Origin of the sequence: Flavobacterium sp. UBA7682 (genome assembly GCF_002482945.1) — a bacterium.
In the GTDB taxonomy this organism is placed as follows: Bacteria; Bacteroidota; Bacteroidia; order Flavobacteriales; family Flavobacteriaceae; genus Flavobacterium.
The window spans coordinates 1-16,155 of sequence record NZ_DLGY01000016.1; the positions used below are offsets into that span (position 1 = coordinate 1).

Consider the following 16,155-nt stretch of genomic DNA (forward strand, 5'->3'; position numbering starts at 1 on the left):
ACACAGATTTCACAGATTACCACAGATAAATTTGTGGTAATCTGTGAAATCTGTGTTCATTTTTATGTTTTATAAAATATAATCTGTGTTTATGAAATTAGATTCTTTGCTGTTGAGTAATTCCTGCAGAATCGCATTGTTATAAGCATTGTCTTTCGAAGCTACGAAAGTTCGAATAGAAAACGAACGCAAAGCATCATGTATACTTAATGTTCCTAATGCTGAATCTTTTCTTCCGGTAAACGGATACACGTCCGGACCGCGTTGGCACGAACTGTTTAAATTCACACGGCAAACCAAATTCACTAATGTATCAATCAAGGGTGCAATGGTCTTGATGTCTTGTCCAAACAAACTCACTTGTTGTCCATAATTCGATTCCGCCATATCATTCAACGGTTCCTGAATATCTTTAAAAGTCAAAATCGGAATTACAGGTCCAAATTGCTCTTCGTGATACACTCGCATTTCTTTATTCACCGGAAATAAAACCGCCGGAAATATATAATTCTCGGTTCGTTGACCGCCTTTTTGATTGATCACTTTTGCGCCTTTGTCCTGCGCATCATCAATTAACTCTTGAATGTAATTGGGTTTGTCCTTTTCCGGAAGCGGTGTCAAGGCGACGCCTTTCTCCCATGGATTCCCAAAGGATAAAGCATCCACTTTTTCGGAAAATCGTCTATTGAATTCGGCAGCGATGGATTCGTGAACGTATAAAACTTTCAAAGCTGTACAACGTTGTCCGTTAAAAGACAATGTTCCAATAATGCATTCCTGAATGGCCAAATCCAAATCGGCATCAGGTAAAATAATCGCCGGATTTTTGGCTTCCAAACTAAGAATCAAACGCAAACGGTTTTTATTCGGATGCAAATCCTGTAAAGCAATCGCCGATTTACTATTCCCAATTAAGCCCAAAACATCTACTTTTCCTGATTTCATGATTGGTGAAGCAACATCTCTGCCTCGACCGTAAACGATATTGATAACGCCTTTCGGGAAACTGGTTTGAAATGCTGTCAATAAAGGAGAAATCAACAATACGCCGTGTTTTGCCGGTTTGAAAATCACGGTGTTTCCCATAATAATAGCCGGAATCAACAACGAAAAAGTTTCATTCAACGGATAATTATACGGACCAAGACAAAGTACAACGCCTAATGGTCCGCGACGAACCATCGCATTAACGCCTTGGGTTTTGGTAAAACGTGCATTGTCTCGATCTAATTCTTTGTAATCTTCTATGGTGTCGTAAATGTATTCGACCGTTCTGTCAAATTCTTTCTCTGAATCGGGTAGAGATTTCCCTATTTCCCACATTAAGTATTTTACGACTTCTGAACGCGTAGCTTTCATTTGGGTCACAAAATTCTCCATGCATTTGATACGATCGCTAACTTTCATCGTTGGCCACAAACCTTGTCCGTTGTTGTAAGCGGCAACCGCGGCATCGACAACTTCATTGCCTTCGATCTCGCCCATAGCCGGAATCGAACCTAAAATCGTTGGCGCATAATGATCCGTGGAAGATATCGTAGAGAAAACCGGAGTAGTTTCACCTGTCCATTTTTTTAGTTCGCCGTTGACTAAATAAGTATCTTGGTTTAATAAAGTCGTGATTTGAAATTCACTTGGAATAGTACTCATAAAAAATGTTTTTTATAAAGTTACTATTTTGGTTAAAACGCTCGACATCAATTGGCGGAAAGAAATTAACTAAATCGATGTAACTGACAACTTTTAGAAATTGACTCTAAAAAACACATTCGGCATAATCCCTAAAGAATAAAATTCCTGCATTGAATAACGCGGTGTAATAAAGTCGGATACATTGGCATAATTTCGTCCCAATTCCTTACTGATTAAAGCATTCCGGTTGTAGAGATTGTAAATCGATGCGCCAATCTTAAAGGTATTGCCTTTTTTATTTTGGAACTGATAACTGCCGGAAAGGTCTAAGCGATGGTAATTGGGCAATCTTTTGGAGTTATAAGAAGAAATTTCTCCCGAATCATTAATCGTGCTGAATGGTTTTCCGCTGTGCCAAAACCAACCTGCGGTAAACAAAAAGTTGTCCCATTTTTTATTGAAAGCCAAATTAAAACTGTGTTTAATATCGGCATTGGAAGGAAAATAATTCCCTTCATTCAAAGCATCAAATTGATTTTGAGAATCCTGATACGTATAAGTTATCCAGGCGCGCCAAGACGCTGTGCTTTTTTGAAGCAAAATATCAACGCCTTTGGTGAAGCCTTTTCCGTGGTTAATTTCATTACCATTTTGGCCTAAAAAGCCCAAGGTAAATGAAGTAATTCCGGTAATCGTTTTATAATAGGCGTCAACATCTAAAAGCCAATTATTCTTTTTGAAAATGATACCCGAAGTAAACTGATTCACTTTCTGAATTGGGTATTCGTTATCATCGGAAAGCACCCAAACGTAATTTTCTAAACTCAAATCGTTGGCAGCACTTTCGCGTACTTGGCTCAAAATCTGACTTCTTTGCTCATACGACGCTTGCCAAATCAGTGATTCAGAAATTGTTTTTTGAAGCAAAAATCGAGGTTCGAAACTCGAAGCTTTCATTTGGCTGTAAAAATTATAACGCAAACCGGGTTGGATAAGCCAACTGCCAACATCTTTTTTAAAATGGGCATATCCGGCGTGAGTGACATTGTACAAATGTTTCAAACTCAAAACCACGCCAATGTCCTGATTGTAACTGTTGAACAAATGCGAAATATCATTTCCGAACACTTGGTATCCAAAATCGAAATTGGATTGGCCTTTGATTTGGTAACTAAAATTTATTTCCGCACCCGAATCAACTACTCTATTTAATTTTTTAAACGCTTCGAATTTATTGGTGTCATAATCTTGTTTTTTGAGGTAATCAAAGCTATAAAGCGAATAAAAAATTAAAGTTCTCTGAATGAATCTCTGACTGTATTTTTGGGTCCAATTCAGACTAAAACCATAGTTCTCGATGTTCATTTTTTGGTTGTTGATGCTATCGGTTTTGATGATATTTCTATAATCCAAATCATTTTTGATGACCAAGCCTGAAAGTGAAATCTCGGTTTTGTTATTTGGCTTAAAATTTAATTTGGCGGAATAATCATGAAATTTGAATTGGTTGTTATTGTCAAAATCCTCCAAGTTAATATTCTGAAAAACCTTGTTTTCTAATTGATTGAAAGTCGGTGATTGAAGCCATTCCGTATAAGATTTTCTACCCGAAAGTTGCAAACCTAATTTTTCTTTAACCAAAGGCATTTGGACATAAACATCCGCATTTAGGGCATTAATTCCTGCATTTATTTTGGTTTTACTCGAAATTTTATCGGTGGATTTGATGTCGATGATGCCGGAAACTCTTTCACCAAACTTTGGATTTACGGCTTTATTATAATAATTCACCGTTTGCTCTACATTCGGATTGATACTCGAAATCATGCCGAATAAATGTCCGGGATGATACAACCGAATGCCATCCATCAGTATCAAATTTTGGTCGGAAGTACCACCGCGAATGTACAAACCTGTGGCGGTTTCGTTTGGACTTTTCACACCGGGTAATTGTTGCAATGACTGTAAAATATCGGCATCGGTAATTCCGGGAAGCGTTTGGACTTTTTGAGGAGAAATGATGTAATGTTGGTTGGTTTTCTGTATGCCTTTCGCCAAAAACTCTTCGACTATGACTTCTTGTAGCGGAATCACTTTCTCTGAATTCACAGCAGTTTCAGCTTGGTTAATCGAATAAAATCGGTCGTTGATTTGGATGACTTTTAAAGTCGATTGCTTTTCAATTTCTGTATTAATTTCGGCTAAAGTGTAAAGCTTTTTTGGAACAGAAAATCGATGAGAAACCACTAACGAATCGACATAAGAATATTTAACCTCAAAAGCTTTCTCGAGATCGGAAAGCACTTTGGTGAGTTTTGCATTGGTATAAATAAAAGACTCTTTTTTTTGTGACCAAGAAAATGACATCCAACACAAAAAGAAGCCCAACAAAACTATTTTTTTCATTCAGAAATGATAATTTTTCCTGTACTGTCTTTGCTAAATTTTAAATGCAACGGCAAACAAATGGTTTGCAACGCCACGGTTGGTTCATTATGGGTAAATGTTCCGGTGAATTTTATATTTTCAATGGTATTCGGGTATTCGACAGCAACATTGTATTGGTTTTTAAATTGCTCAATTACATAACGCATCGGCACATTTTTAAAGGACGATTCGCCGGAAATCCATGATGGTTTTTCCGAATTCAATTCTGCCCAATTTTCAGAAATACCGTTATAAAAACGAACACTTTCGCCATGTGTTAAAATGGTTGATTTTCCTTTTTGGGTAACTTGCACTTTGCCTTCATAGCACTTTACTTCGAAGAAATCTTGGAAAGCAATCACATTAAATTTAGTTCCCAAAACTTTAATATCGCCAAGCGAAGTTTCTACTGTAAAAGCACTTCCTTTTTCGACTTCAAAAAAAGCTTCCCCTTCTAATTGCAAAGTTCGGTTGTATTCGAATGTATTACAATAGGTCAGTATTGATTTGGCATTCAATGACACTTTAGAATTGTCGGCTAAAGTTATTATCTCGGTATTTCCAAAATCGGTTGCAATTTTATTTTGGGCAATAAAAAAGTGATAAATCCCAAACAAAATCAAAAAACTAGCGGCAATCGAAGCATATCGCCAAAGCGGAATTACTTTAGTTTTAGCTTGCTTTTTATCGACTAACTTTTGTTGGATAGCGCTAAAGTTTTGTTCCAAATCGGGGTTGCTGATTTCAAAATCGTTTAGTGTATTTTTGATTTGTTGGAACGCTGCAAAATCATCCGCAGAAACCAATTGTTTTAATTGTTCATCGGTGATTTTGTTGGCTAACCAATCGGATAAATACGTTTCGTTTCTCTCTTCCATCTTATTATTTTTCAAACGTTTTTGACAACTTTCCTAAGGGACAATAAGGCTTGATGCATTCGTTTTTCTACTGCTTTTACCGATAAATCTAAAGATACTGCGATTTCAGTATAGGACTGATTGTCGAAACGGTTCATTAGAAATACGGTTCTTTGCTTTTCGGGCAAATCGTTTATGGCTTTTTCTAATTGGGTTTTTAATTCGGTTTCCTCCATCAAAAACTCCGGTGATTCTTTGTGTGATGATTTGGGTTTAAATTGTATCTCAAAATTATTCACTACTTGATGGTGCTTTATTTTATTCAGCGAAAGCCTAATCGCTGTGGTGTATAAAAAGCTTTTGGCTTGTTCGGGTTGGAGGATACCACAATTTTCCCAAAGTTTGACAAAAGCGTTTTGGGCTACATCTTCGGCGCTTTCTATATCGCCTCTGAATTTATACACCAAAAAGTTCCGCAACACTTTAAAATTAGTGTCAAAAACCGAGCGAAAAACCGCTTCGGAGCAAAGCTTTACATTTTGGTTTTCTTCTTTCATAACTTAAATTGCCGACACAACCCTATCGCTAAGGCTGTGTCGCAATTAACTTTAATCTTTCCCAATTTTTATAGTCAATTTAATTACAATTATTGATAATTGCCGCTTCAAATGCGGCTTGGTCAGCAACAGTAACTGCAATAAAACCTGTTGGCGTACTAAAATTTACTGTTAAAGGATAAACCAAAGCCGGAATACTTGACCATGATGGAAAATAATACTGTAGCAATTCTCCGTTATTATTGGCGGTAACCAAAGCACCTTGGTGTTGAACTTGAACAGGATAATTCATGGTAAAACATGATCCCAAACCATTCCCAAAATTAGTAGTCAGTATCGGATCACAACTTACAAAATCAGCTTGCGTAAAACCGTCACATAGTGCAAAACATGCATTAGAATATACAACGATACCTGTCGTGGTTTGTACACATACCGGAGTATAATCGGCGGTACAGATACATGAACTGCTTGGACAATCGTTGTTTATTTCGAAAAATTCATATAAATCATTGACTACTATTGTTAACCCATTTTGTTCAATTGAAATAGGGAATACAATATTTAACTGGTAAGTACTTACTCCTGTAGGTGTTGAAACATATTGCATCAATTCGACTTGGGTTTCAATTACTACTGTTTCGTTATTGGCATTGATAATCGATATCGGATAAACAATATCATAACACGTAAAATCAAAAACAAAATTATTTACAGTTGGAAAATTACAATCTAAAATCAAAGCGAAAAATTCAGCTTCGTCATCAATCGTAGTAATCACACCTTCTTGTTGTACTTGGAAAGGAAACTGAATGCCTTCAAAATAAAAAGTACTGGTTTCACTGGCCAAAACCGCAATTAAACCCTCATAAGAAGAAACTGTTACCACCGTTCCATTGTTATAGGAAAGATTGAGCGGAAAAACAAAATTGAAACAAAACGCTTGGTCTTGAGTAGACAATTCATTTTTTCCGTTGATGTTGTTCGCTTTTTTAATTTCGTTTAAAGTGGTTCTTAACGAAATACTTTTAGAAGTAACCACTTCGTTTTCTACCGGATCATTATCGGTACACGAATAGAAACCTGCGACCGAAACGGTCAAAAGCAATAGTAAAATTTTAATCTTTTTCATCTTATTTATAATTTAGTGTTTAAAGGTTAGACAACACAAAATGCCGTCACCCTACTTTTTTCTAAATAAAAATGAAATATAATTTATTTTGAGAGACTTAGTGCAATTTTCAGTGCACATTTTTCACCGTCGATAGCGGCAGAAATGATTCCTCCGGCAAAACCGGCACCTTCGCCACAAGGATATAACCCTTTGATTTGCAAGTGTTCGAGCGTTTCATTGTCACGCGGAATTCTTACCGGAGATGAAGTTCTGCTTTCCGGTGCGTGAAGAATCGCTTCATTGGTCATATAACCACGCATCGATTTTCCGAACTGGATAAAACCTTCGCGCATGATTTGGGTTAAAAATCCGGGGAAAACTTGTCCCATTTCTACTGAAGTCGTTCCGGGAACATAAGAAGTTTTCGGAATGGATGCGGAAACTTTATTTTGGGTAAAATCGACCATTCTTTGCGCAGGCACTTTTTGAGTTTCCCCTGCCAAATGCCAGGCGCGTTGCTCGATACTTTTTTGGAACTCCATTCCGGCGAGTGCTCCGAATTGAGCGAAAGGTTTGAAATCTTCTAGTTTTAATTCGACTACAATGCCTGAATTTGCGGTAGCTTGATCGCGTTTGGATGGCGACCAACCATTGGTTACCACTTCCCCCGGACTGGTAGCACAAGGAGCAATTACGCCACCCGGACACATACAAAACGAATACATGCCGCGACCGTTGACTTGCTTCACAATAGAATAAGGCGCCGGTGGCAAATGTTCACCTCGGAAATCGCAACTGTATTGGATTTTATCGATTAATTCTTGCGGATGTTCGGCACGAACGCCCAAGGCAAAAGGTTTGGCCTCAATAAAAATCTTTTTTCTATCGAGCAATTCAAAAATATCACGAGCCGAATGTCCTGTGGCCAAAATGACTTTGTTAGCCAAAATCGTATCACCCTTTTGGGTTATGATCCCTTGCATTTCATTACTCTTGACTACAAAATCGGTGACACGGGTTTCGAATAAAACTTGTCCGCCGCACTCTATTATTTTCTCACGAATGTCTTGAATGATTTGCGGTAACTTATTGGTACCGATATGCGGATGCGCTTCGACAAGAATATCAGATGTAGCCCCAAAACCTACTAATAATTGTAGAATTCTGTCGACATCACCACGCTTTTTGGAACGCGTATATAATTTACCATCTGAATATGTTCCTGCGCCGCCTTCGCCAAAACAATAATTGGAATCTTCGTTGACAATATGGTCGACATTAATCGCTTTTAAATCACGGCGACGACCTCGAACGTCTTTGCCTCGCTCAATTACTATTGGTTTCAAACCCAATTCAATCAACTGTAAGGCTGCAAAAAGTCCGGCCGGACCAGCGCCAACGATAATTACTTCTTGAGCATTGGAAACGTTTTTGTATTCGGGAAGTTCGATTTTTTGTTCGGTATATTTTTCATCAATCAGATAGACCAAAACTTTAAGATTGATTTTTATTGCTTTTTGACGCGCGTCAATTGAACGCTTTAGAATTACCACTTTATGAACCAATTTAGTAGAAACTCTAACTAATTGAGCTACATTCTCATAGAGTAATGTTTCGTTATTGGCAGTCTCGGGAGAAACTTGTATGAGTAATTCTTGTGGCATCGGATAATTTTTGGCAAAAGTAAGAATTTGAAAATTGTTATCGTAATTTTGCCAAAACTACATTTAAACTAAAATGTCAAGACAAATTAAACTCATTTGGGATTTCCGTGGTCCGGCTTCTGCAAAAACAGCCGAACATCATGAAATTCATTTAAAGGAATATATTGCTATTGAAAAACTTCCTATCAATATTACCGGATTTGAAATTAAAAACGAAATGTATGCTATTGCTTTTATGGTCGTGACGGATGAAAATATGATAACTGTTCGGGATACTTTGAAGCCTCATCGTGGCGAAATATATCAGTAATCAGATTGCAGAAAACATAAAGAAGATTTAATAGTTCTATTATTGTAAACCCTAGTAAAACAAAGGAAAAAAGCTTTAAAAAAGCTTTAAAAATTCTGCCATTTTGAAAGTGTAACGTATATTATATAGGATATAAGTAATTAGATTTGGGTAATTAACTAAATCATCTAATCCTATGTTTTTAAACTACATTTTTAAAAATCTTTTGAGCCGAGATAACAATCGGGCTAAAAAAAGTTTTTTTTCAGTTGTGATGTTATTGCTTGTCCTATCAAGCGGGCATTCTCAGACGACTTTTACTTCAGTACAGTCGGGTAATTTTACCGACCCTACTACTTGGGGCACTGCTACTGCACCAACTTCAACAGACAATATTATTATCGCTTCAGGAACAACAGTGCTCCTTGATGATTTGATAACGATTAACAACGCCACCATTGGTGGAATATTAGAAAGCGGCTCTAACTCTGCTGATTTTATCATAACGGGCAATTTGACTGTTAACTCAGGTGGTTTGTTTGATGGCGTTTTCTATTATGATGCAGGTGGTTGGGGTTATGACAAAGCAACACAACTTACTGTAGCAGGAAATATCACAAACAATGGTAGGATTGATTTGTCCATTGGCTCAAATTATACCCCTGAAGGTGCTTTGAATTTGAATGGCTCAACAGTGCAAACCGTTAGTGGTTTAGGGACTTTTGGTGGCACTTTATATTTAACAAACAATACAAATACCGGAGCCGTTATTAATCAGTTGATTGTTAATAATACAAGCACAGCTACTCCAAATATAATTTGGGGATTTAACAATATCAAAATTAGAAGTGTACTATCACTTACCAATACCCGAGTTAACTTGGGCACAAATAAAATGACCATTGGAAATTACGCTACAGCTACTACAACTATTGCTGTTGGCAGTGGTTTTTTAAGCGGTACAATTGGAAGATGGTATAGTATTTATGACAACCCTGCTGCCATAACACCAGGTACTGACTATTATAGCAGCAATACATTATTTCCTTTTATCAGTGCAAACGGTAAAAGCAGATCCGCATTTATTTCAAGACCAAGTGACCCAAATGCTTCAGGAACATCAGGAGAGCTTTCGGTGACATATTATGATGAACCGGGAGTAGCTTCTGGATTTTCTGTTGCTGATGGTTCTTATACGGTAACTGATATTTATGAAGGTGCATGGACTATCGCTAAAGATGGCACTTATGCTTTTCCTATCGGGAATCATGCTATAGCTTTTGTAGCTCAGGACGCTTATTTAATCAAAAATGGTAATTCAAGAATTATTAAAGTAGACGGTACAACAATTGGCAACCATCAAACGGGAACCGTTACACCATTTGCTTCAAGACTAAATCTTTCTGATTCCGATTTAAACAACACTTTTCAAGTGGGTTATAATGCCGCTTTAGATACTCCGGTAACATCAGTACAAACCGGTGATTGGAATACTGCTTCAACATGGAGTAATAACAGTATACCATCTTGCTCAGATACTGTAACTATACTTTCAGGACATACCATAACCGTTAACGCAGCTGGTTCTGCAGCGGGTGTAAATATATCTGTCGGTGCTTCTTTGGTGAGTGATTTAAATACTTTGACTGTTGGCTGTACTAATAATAACGCTACCTTTTTCAATGCAGGAACTTATACCATGAACGGCGGTTCTCTTATCGTAAACGGTAATGTTCTACATGCTAATGGCAGTACATTCAACCAAATTGCCGGTGATATTATTGTTGATGGTAATCACAATGGTGACGCAGCTACCAGTACTGTCCAAACACTTTTCAAAATTGGAAATTCGACTTTAAACTTAACGGGAGGTTCAATAACTATTGTTGATCCTGCGGTTTCGAGTACGACTTTAGCAACGACTCATACTGCCACGGAGATTGTTCCTTGTACTGGATGGTTGTGTTGGTATCCTTCAAGTGTGACTTTAGATTCTGTTGATGGATTGTCTGTGGGGCAAATTATAGTTGGTGCTGGTATTCCAGCAGGAACTACCATTGCTAATATCAATTTTGATGGTTCAATCAATACCAATCCAAGTTTACCGTTAACAGGGTTGACTTTACCTTTGACTTTAACTTTCTATGACGTATCCTATTCTCCTTCAACTTTTGTTTACGAATCAAGCAGCAATTATGCGATTGGTGCCAATCACACTTTGAAAATCGGAGATGGTATTTCGATAGAGAAAAGTCTTATAACTACTAGTGGATTTAACTGTAATTTCAGAGCCGGAGAAGGAACGCTTTCATTAAACAACTTAATTGTGAATGCTCCAGACGCTACTAATCGTTTTGTTAATTTAGATTCCAGCAATCCTAATAACATTTCAATAATGAATGTTCAAAATGATTTTACCATCACACAAGGAAAAGTAAAAGGGCAAGGCGTTGATACTTATTTTGGTGGAAACATTACCAACAACGGAGCGTTAAATTTATACAACAATACTTATTTTGGGAACTACATTGAGGGAACTTCTGTAGCTACCACTAAAGCTCAAACCATTTCCGGTACAGGTACATTTAATGCACAAACGGAAACAATGTTGAATACACCAGATAATACTGGTTCTGTTTCTCAACTTAGAGTTAATAATACCAGTACAGAAGGTGTCACTTTCATGGTACCTTTTAATGTAGTTTCTTCTTTGACAATGACTGAAGGAATTATCCATACGTCATCAACCAGTGTTTTAACCGTTGGAGCTCCGGCAATGTCATATACAGCTTCTTTAACAGGTAACTTTGGTGAAACTTGTTATGTAGATGGTCCATTTGCTAAAGATATTGGTGGTGGTCAAAATGCCAATGATTTAACCAATGGTTCAGGTTTTATAGATAAATTCTTTTTCCCTGTTGGAAAATCATCTTATGCTCCTATCTGGGTTGCTGTTACTACTCCTTCGGGAGGATTTGGAAGTCCAGGAACTAATTTAAAAGTGGAAGCTTTTGACACAAACACCGGTACAGCTTCTGCAAACATTGCACACTTGAGCCAAAACAGATGGGAAGTTTCAAAAACTGCTGGTACAGTTATCGATTTCAACATTAAAGTCGCCGATGCCAACGCAATTGAAAGCAGCATTATTGTTCAAGCACCTTCAGCTGCCGGAATTTATGACAATGATTTTGGAATTACGGCAACTTTTGAATCAGGAACACTAAATATGTTAACGTCTAATACTAATCCATTGCCTTTTGCTGATTTTGACGGATTCTTTTCTACCGCAAGACAAGCAGAATGTTCTACAGTGACTCCGGGCAATACCTTATCTACAGAAACTACTATTTGTGGTGGTAAAGCGATAACTTTACGTTTAGAAAATGTTATTGTTGGTGAAGGTATAACTTACCAATGGCAAAGCTCTACTACAGATTCAAACTATACAGACATTGATGGAGCTACAGCTACAACTGTTTCAGTTGCTCCGGTAGAAAATACTTATTATCGTTGTAATGTTACTTGTTCGTTTAGTACAACAACCGTAGCTTCTACACCAATTCAAATTACATTAAACAATACTATTACCGCTACTACACCGGCAACAATTTGTCAACCAATAGATACAGCTACTTTATCGGCAACCTCTTCGGCAGGTGATGTTAAATGGTACGCTGCACAAACCGGTGGCGCTGCATTAGCAACAGGAAACTCGTTTACAACTCCTGTAATCACAACAACTACAACTTACTTTGCAGGAACAGAATCAACCACTGCAGGTACAGCCGGTTTAGCTTATACCAATGATGGTTACGGTTCAGGAACTCTTGACAGAGGTTTGGCCTTTAATTTATCGAATTCCATTATTTTAAATTCGGTTAAAGTTTATCCGCAACAAAACCCAGGTGGAACGGGAGCGGCACCAATAACAATAAAAGTGTTCCAAAATGGTATTCAAGTACCGGGAACTGCCGATGTTATTTTTACACCGGATACTGCTTCCGGATGGTCTCCAACTAATACGGCTCAAACCGTTACCCTAAATTATTCGTTACCAGCAGGAGATAATTATACGCTTCTAATTACCGATGGCGCTTCTTATGATAATGCTTTGGCTTATACTAGTCCGTTCCCAAATCCTTACCCGGTTAACAATGGTGCTGTATCTATTGTAGGAGGATTTGCTTATGGTGATATTGATACTTATAGCTATTACTTCTTCTTTGATTGGAATGTGACCGAAATATGTTCTTCAGCGAGAGTTGCGGTTACAGCCACTGTACAAACTGCAGAAGAGTGTGATCTAGGAAATCCAACTTCCCAATTATTATCCAGAGTGGTGGCGTATCCAAATCCATATACCTCAACCTTCAAATTAGACATTCAAACCAATAATGCTGCAGATGTTGCAATCAAGGTATACGATATGGTGGGAAGATTAATTGAGTACAGAACTGTTGGTCATAATGAATTATCTAATGTAGAAATCGGCAATGGTTATCCATCCGGAATTTACAATGTATCAGTTACCCAAGAAGGAAAAGCAAAAACCCTTCAAGTGATTAAAAGATAAAACTAAATTTATTGCAATAAAAAACCGTCTCCTACCGAGGCGGTTTTTTTTATTCTAGTTATAGATTACACCTGTAAATTATTATTTTAGTTCTGCGCTCAATTATGCTTTATTACAGTATGATTCAGAGGTAATTTATTAGATTTGTTTTAGCACATATTGCAAATTCGTGCATTGTATATATTGACAATCATACAGCAACTAAACCTAAAAAAATAATATGAATTGGTATAATTTAGTTTTCTATCATATTTTTAAAAGATACTATAAAGATGGTAAATATAAAAATGACATTCCTTCGTTAACAGCTTCGGTTATTGTTGGCGTATCATCGTATTTTTATATTATATGCGGATTGATTTTAGGTTACTATTTTTTGTAAGCAACAATGTTTCTTTTCTATATAAACATCCAATAATTGTATTAGGATTTACTTTTACTTTAATAAACTATTTATGGTTTACTAATAAAAAGCGATATCTAAGTATTTACGAGCATTATAAAAGATCATCAGCTAATAATAAAATAACCGAAATTCTATCTTGGTTATACATTATCTTAGGTTTTGCTTCTGTGCCATTAGTAGCCCTTCTTATCAGACAATAAACAAAGAAGAGTAATGTTTCAAAATTAGTAACGAAACATTTTTCAATCGTTTAACACTTTATAAAACAAGTAAAATTAAAAAAAGCTACTTTCACAAGTAGCCGTTTTTGTTTATAATATTTAAATAAAATCTGCCTTCTGAAATCTGCTTTTTAACTTCTAATTCGCCACTTCACTAATAAATTTAATTCGCATCAAGCGCAACTCTTCAATATCATAATCGCCATCAAATTCTTTTAACGCGTCTTCAATCTTATCAGATTCAGAATCCATAAAATACTCATGAATTTCTTCTTGCTGCTCTTCGTCCAAAATTTCGTTTATCCAATAGCTGATATTCAATTTGGTTCCTGAATAGACAATTTGCTCCATTTCTTTAAGCAAATTATCCATCGTAAAGCCTTTCGCTTTGGCAATATCTTCAAGAGATAATTTTCGGTCGATATTTTGAATGATATACAATTTATTGGCCGAATTGGCTCCGGTAGATTTTACCACCAAATCATCCGGACGAATGATATCATTGTCTTCTACATATCTTTCAATAAGTTCTACGAATTCCTTTCCATATTTCTTGGCTTTGCCCTCACCTACTCCGTGAACATTACTCAATTCATCAATCGTAATTGGATATTTCAAAGCCATATCTTCCAAAGATGGATCTTGAAACACTACAAATGGTGGAACACCTAATTTCTTAGCAACCTTTTTACGCAATTCGCGCAACATACTCATCAAAACTTCGTCAGCTGTACCGCTTGATTTGGCTGCGGTTACGATGGCTTCATCTTCGCTTTCGCTGTATTCATGGTCTTCCGACATCAGGAAAGAAACCGGATTTTTAATAAAGGCATGTCCTTTGTCAGAGACTTTTAAAATTCCGTAAGTTTCAATGTCTTTGGTTAACAATCCATCTACTAAAACCTGACGAATCAATGCCATCCAATAGCGTTCATCAAAGGCTGAACCACAACCAAAAAAGGTTTGGGCATCAGTTCTATGGGCCTTTATGGTAGCATTTACTCTTCCAATAAGCGTAAATACAATTTCTTTTGATTTGTATAAATATTTGGTATCGCGAACGACTTCCAATACCATTTTGACTTGGTCTTTGGCTTCGACTTTCGATTTTGGGTTGCGAACATTGTCATCCATATCGGCACCATCACCCGTTTCGCTGTCAAATTCTTCTCCGAAATAATGCAACAAAAACTTACGTCTCGACATCGAAGTTTCAGCATAAGCCACAACTTCCTGAAGTAATGCAAAACCAATCTCTTGCTCAGCAACCGGTTTGCCCGACATGAATTTTTCTAGTTTTTCAACGTCTTTATAAGAGTAATAAGCCAAACAATGACCTTCGCCTCCATCGCGACCGGCACGACCGGTTTCTTGGTAATAACTTTCTAAGGATTTTGGAATGTCATGGTGAATTACAAAACGAACATCCGGTTTGTCAATTCCCATTCCGAAAGCAATAGTCGCCACCACCACATCAACATCTTCCATCAGAAACATATCTTGGTGTTTGGCACGAGTTTTAGCATCCAAACCGGCATGATATGGAACGGCTGAAATTCCGTTTACTTGAAGTACTTCGGCAATTTCTTCTACCTTTTTACGGCTCAAGCAATAAATGATGCCCGATTTGCCTTTGTGTTGCTTAATAAAACGAATGATATCCGCTTCTATATTTTTGGTTTTGGTTCGTACTTCGTAAAATAAATTCGGACGGTTAAAAGACGCTTTAAAAGTCGTTGCGTCAGACATATCCAAATTCTTCAGAATATCTTCCTGTACTTTTGGCGTAGCCGTAGCTGTTAAACCGATTACAGGCACGTCGCCTAATTGCTTGATAATGTGTCTAAGATTTCGGTATTCAGGTCTGAAATCATGTCCCCATTCTGAAATACAGTGCGCTTCATCTATCGCAACGAAAGATATGGTCACACTTTGCAGAAATTCTACATATTCTTCTTTGGTCAAAGATTCCGGTGCCACATAAAGCAACTTGGTAATTCCTGAAGTAATATCTTTTTTTACCTGATTGATTTCGGTTTTCGTCAGTGACGAATTTAACACATGCGCAATCCCATTTTCAGAAGACAAACTTCTAATGGCATCGACTTGATTTTTCATTAAGGCAATTAGTGGTGAAACCACAATCGCTGTTCCGTTTTGTATTAAGGCCGGTAATTGATAACAAAGTGATTTTCCACCGCCGGTTGGCATTATAACGAATGTATTATGTTTAGTAATAATACTTTTGATGACTTGTTCCTGTAAACCTTTAAATTGGCTAAAACCAAAATACTTTTTTAATTCTTTGTGGATGTCAATTTCGTCTAAATTCATTCTGTGTTAATGGTATTTTTACATAAATTTGCAAACATAAAGATACGACTTTCTTTCATACATACAAATTTTATATTA

Annotated in this window: 9 protein-coding genes; 2 read left to right on the forward strand and 7 right to left on the reverse strand. The window is 36.9% G+C overall.

All coding sequences use genetic code 11. The features are described 5' to 3' along the window. Positions 1-69 precede the first annotated feature (69 nt). The 6 genes from B3C16_RS03440 to B3C16_RS03465 all read right to left on the reverse strand — a co-directional run bounded on the left by B3C16_RS03440 (position 70) and on the right by B3C16_RS03465 (position 8,251). Positions 70-1,650, reverse strand: a complete 1,581-nt coding sequence (locus B3C16_RS03440) for an NADP-dependent glyceraldehyde-3-phosphate dehydrogenase (protein ID WP_291128796.1) — start codon at positions 1,648-1,650, stop codon at positions 70-72. Between the two features lie 93 nt (positions 1,651-1,743). Then, complete coding sequence (locus B3C16_RS03445; protein WP_291128799.1) at positions 1,744-4,038, reverse strand: TonB-dependent receptor plug domain-containing protein; 2,295 nt, start codon at positions 4,036-4,038, stop codon at positions 1,744-1,746. Next, positions 4,035-4,937: a FecR family protein gene (locus B3C16_RS03450; protein ID WP_291128802.1), complete on the reverse strand. Its 903-nt coding sequence runs from the start codon at positions 4,935-4,937 to the stop codon at positions 4,035-4,037. The genes B3C16_RS03445 and B3C16_RS03450 overlap by 4 nt, the downstream gene beginning before the upstream one ends. A gap of 11 nt (positions 4,938-4,948) precedes the next feature. Then, the gene (locus tag B3C16_RS03455) at positions 4,949-5,473 is read right to left on the reverse strand and encodes a sigma-70 family RNA polymerase sigma factor (RefSeq protein ID WP_291128804.1); all 525 of its coding nucleotides are present in this window, start codon (positions 5,471-5,473) and stop codon (positions 4,949-4,951) included. Positions 5,474-5,552: 79 nt separating this feature from the next. After that, a complete protein-coding gene (locus B3C16_RS03460; RefSeq protein WP_291128807.1) occupies positions 5,553-6,605 on the reverse strand; it encodes a hypothetical protein in 1,053 nt (350 codons plus the stop codon). An 83-nt stretch (positions 6,606-6,688) separates the two neighbouring features. Then, positions 6,689-8,251, reverse strand: a complete 1,563-nt coding sequence (locus tag B3C16_RS03465; RefSeq protein ID WP_291128810.1) for an NAD(P)/FAD-dependent oxidoreductase — start codon at positions 8,249-8,251, stop codon at positions 6,689-6,691. Positions 8,252-8,324: 73 nt separating this feature from the next. Between B3C16_RS03465 and B3C16_RS03470 the strand changes: the two genes are divergently transcribed. Further along, a complete protein-coding gene (locus B3C16_RS03470) occupies positions 8,325-8,561 on the forward strand; it encodes a hypothetical protein (RefSeq protein WP_291128813.1) in 237 nt (78 codons plus the stop codon). Positions 8,562-8,814: 253 nt separating this feature from the next. Further along, positions 8,815-13,116 (forward strand): T9SS type A sorting domain-containing protein, encoded by a 4,302-nt coding sequence (locus B3C16_RS03475; protein ID WP_291128929.1) that lies wholly within the window; start codon positions 8,815-8,817, stop codon positions 13,114-13,116. 765 nt (positions 13,117-13,881) lie between these two features. Here B3C16_RS03475 and recQ read toward each other — a convergent pair. Continuing rightward, positions 13,882-16,077, reverse strand: a complete 2,196-nt coding sequence (gene recQ, locus B3C16_RS03480) for a DNA helicase RecQ (protein WP_291128816.1) — start codon at positions 16,075-16,077, stop codon at positions 13,882-13,884. Positions 16,078-16,155: the final 78 nt, after the last annotated feature.

Coding starts and splice junctions, on each gene's coding strand:
- B3C16_RS03460 (WP_291128807.1), bottom strand. CDS start 6,605: ATGAAAAAGATTAAAATTTTACTATTGCTTTTGACCGTTTCGGTCGCA.
- B3C16_RS03465 (WP_291128810.1), bottom strand. CDS start 8,251: ATGCCACAAGAATTACTCATACAAGTTTCTCCCGAGACTGCCAATAAC.
- B3C16_RS03455 (WP_291128804.1), bottom strand. CDS start 5,473: ATGAAAGAAGAAAACCAAAATGTAAAGCTTTGCTCCGAAGCGGTTTTT.
- B3C16_RS03450 (WP_291128802.1), bottom strand. CDS start 4,937: ATGGAAGAGAGAAACGAAACGTATTTATCCGATTGGTTAGCCAACAAA.
- B3C16_RS03440 (WP_291128796.1), bottom strand. CDS start 1,650: ATGAGTACTATTCCAAGTGAATTTCAAATCACGACTTTATTAAACCAA.
- B3C16_RS03445 (WP_291128799.1), bottom strand. CDS start 4,038: ATGAAAAAAATAGTTTTGTTGGGCTTCTTTTTGTGTTGGATGTCATTT.
- recQ (WP_291128816.1), bottom strand. CDS start 16,077: ATGAATTTAGACGAAATTGACATCCACAAAGAATTAAAAAAGTATTTT.
- B3C16_RS03475 (WP_291128929.1), top strand. CDS start 8,815: ATGTTATTGCTTGTCCTATCAAGCGGGCATTCTCAGACGACTTTTACT.
- B3C16_RS03470 (WP_291128813.1), top strand. CDS start 8,325: ATGTCAAGACAAATTAAACTCATTTGGGATTTCCGTGGTCCGGCTTCT.